The following is a 1804-nucleotide window of genomic DNA, read 5'->3' as shown; positions in this document are numbered from 1 at the left end:
CTAGGGTCTGTTGCGAAAGTGGATCTTGTTCGTCGATGATCAGGTCCCGTGGGGCGTGGTGATCTGACGAACGGCCAGTGGGCCCGACTTGAGCCATTGCTGCCGACGGGCATCAAGCCGGGTCGGCCTCAGGTGTGGACGCGGCGGCAGCTGATAGACGGCATACGGTGGCGGACCCGGACCGGTGCGCCCTGGCGGGACGTGCCCGAACGTTATGGGCCGTGGGACCGAGTGTATGACCTGTTCCGGCGCTGGCAGCGGGACGGTACCTGGGCAAGGATCCTCACCCAGCTCCAGGCCGAGGCGGACGCGAAGGGCCTGATCACCTGGGACGTCAGCGTCGACTCCACCGTCTGCCGGGCCCATCAGCACGCCGCCGGGGCAGCGAAAAAGGGGATCTCCAGAAGGAGCCGCCCGGCGGGATCTTCGTCGAGCCAGCCGACCACGGCCTCGGACGCTCCCGCGGCGGACTGACCAGCAAAATCCACCTCGCGGTCGAACAGGGGCAGAAGCCCTTGTCCGTCGTGATTACGGCAGGGCAGCGGGGCGACTCCCCGCAGTTCGAAGCGGTCCTGGAAGCCATCCGAGTTCCGAGGCTGGGGCTCGGCAGGCCGCGCAAGCGCCCGGACCGGGTGCGGGCCGACAAAGCATACGACTCCCGCGGCAATCGCTCCTACCTGCGCAGGCGCGGGATCAAGGCCACCATCCCGGTTCCGGCGGACCGTGTCCGCAACCGGCTCAAGCGTGGATCGCGTGGCGGGCGGCCGCCGAAGTTCGACAAGGACGACTACAAGCAGCGGCACGCGGTCGAGTGCGGGATCAACCGGCTCAAGCGTCACCGGGCCGTTGCCACTCGGTACGACAAACTCGCCGTCCGCTACGAAGCGACAGTGCTGGTCGCAGCCATCAACGAGTGGCTGTGACCAGCGCTTCCCAGTCAGAGCCTAGGAACGGATGTGCGTGCGGGCTTGCTCGATCCACCCCAACACGGCCTTGGCACCGCAGCTCTCGGCGACCGATTGCGCCTCGTCAAGGTGGAGGAACGCTGCCGCTGGGTCGCCGGTTTCGGCCGCGAAGTAGGCGAGTGCCACCAGGCCAGCTGCTTCCCCGGGCCGGAAGCCGATCTCACGGCGTAGTGTCACCGATTCGGTCAACCGCTCGCGGGCCTGATCGAAGCGGCCTGCATCCTTGTCGGTGAAGCCGAGATGCCTAATCGCATAGGACATAGTCATCCGGTCGTCGACGGATTTCGCCAGCGCGTACGACCGCTCGAAGTACGGCCTGCCAGCGACGCCGTCGCCCTTGACCACCTGGTGCCAGCAGCCGACCCAGAACAACGCTTCCGCCTCACCCGACGCATCCCCCAGACGCTCGTACAACTCGGCCGCGCGCTCAAACAGCACCAGTTCCTGGGGGTTCTCTTCGCGGTCGTTCAGGAAGCGGACGTGCAGCACCCTGCCCCGTGCCATGGCAAGCGGCGCCTCGACTGAGTCCAGCACCTCATCCGACCGGTCCAGCGCGGACGTGTCTCCGCCGAACATCGCCGCTTCGAACAGTTCTCCCGCACGTTCGATCCAGTCCTGCCCTTGCATACCTCTACCCCTCCCCTTCGGACGTTGACAGCGCCGAGGCTATCTCCGCACTCCCGGCGGCACGCGGGAGTTGTGGGGCGGCGTCTCTCGAACACCCCAGTCGTCCGCGAGCTGGGAGTGCCAGCAGGCCGGCCCCGGCCCGTCAGCTCCTCCAAGGAAGCCTGGTCTGGGTCGTGGAGCCAGCCGCCTACGGCTTTCGCAACAGGCCCTAG

Annotated in this window: 2 protein-coding genes; one reads left to right on the top strand and one right to left on the bottom strand. The window is 67.2% G+C overall.

Annotated features, from left to right (window positions below; translation table 11 throughout):
* Nucleotides 1–48 precede the first annotated feature (48 nt).
* A protein-coding gene (locus tag ACZ3KP_RS40965) for an IS5 family transposase (RefSeq protein WP_467506231.1) occupies nt 49–923 on the top strand; the annotation gives its coding sequence in 2 pieces (ribosomal slippage) (nt 49–436 and nt 436–923; 876 coding nt in all).
* Nucleotides 924–944: 21 nt separating this feature from the next.
* Here ACZ3KP_RS40965 and ACZ3KP_RS40960 read toward each other — a convergent pair.
* On the bottom strand, nt 945–1592 hold the full coding sequence (locus ACZ3KP_RS40960) for a tetratricopeptide repeat protein (RefSeq protein ID WP_467506229.1): 648 nt from the start codon (nt 1590–1592) through the stop codon (nt 945–947).
* Between the last annotated feature and the right edge of the window lie 212 nt (nt 1593–1804).

The sequence above is a fragment of the Streptomyces sp. NPDC020958 genome, assembly GCF_055562175.1.
This window is presented reverse-complemented; position numbering and strand designations above follow the sequence as displayed.

What these genes read in the sequence shown, in the direction of transcription:
- ACZ3KP_RS40960 (WP_467506229.1), bottom strand. Translation starts at nt 1,592, where the DNA reads ATGCAAGGGCAGGACTGGATCGAACGTGCGGGAGAACTGTTCGAAGCG.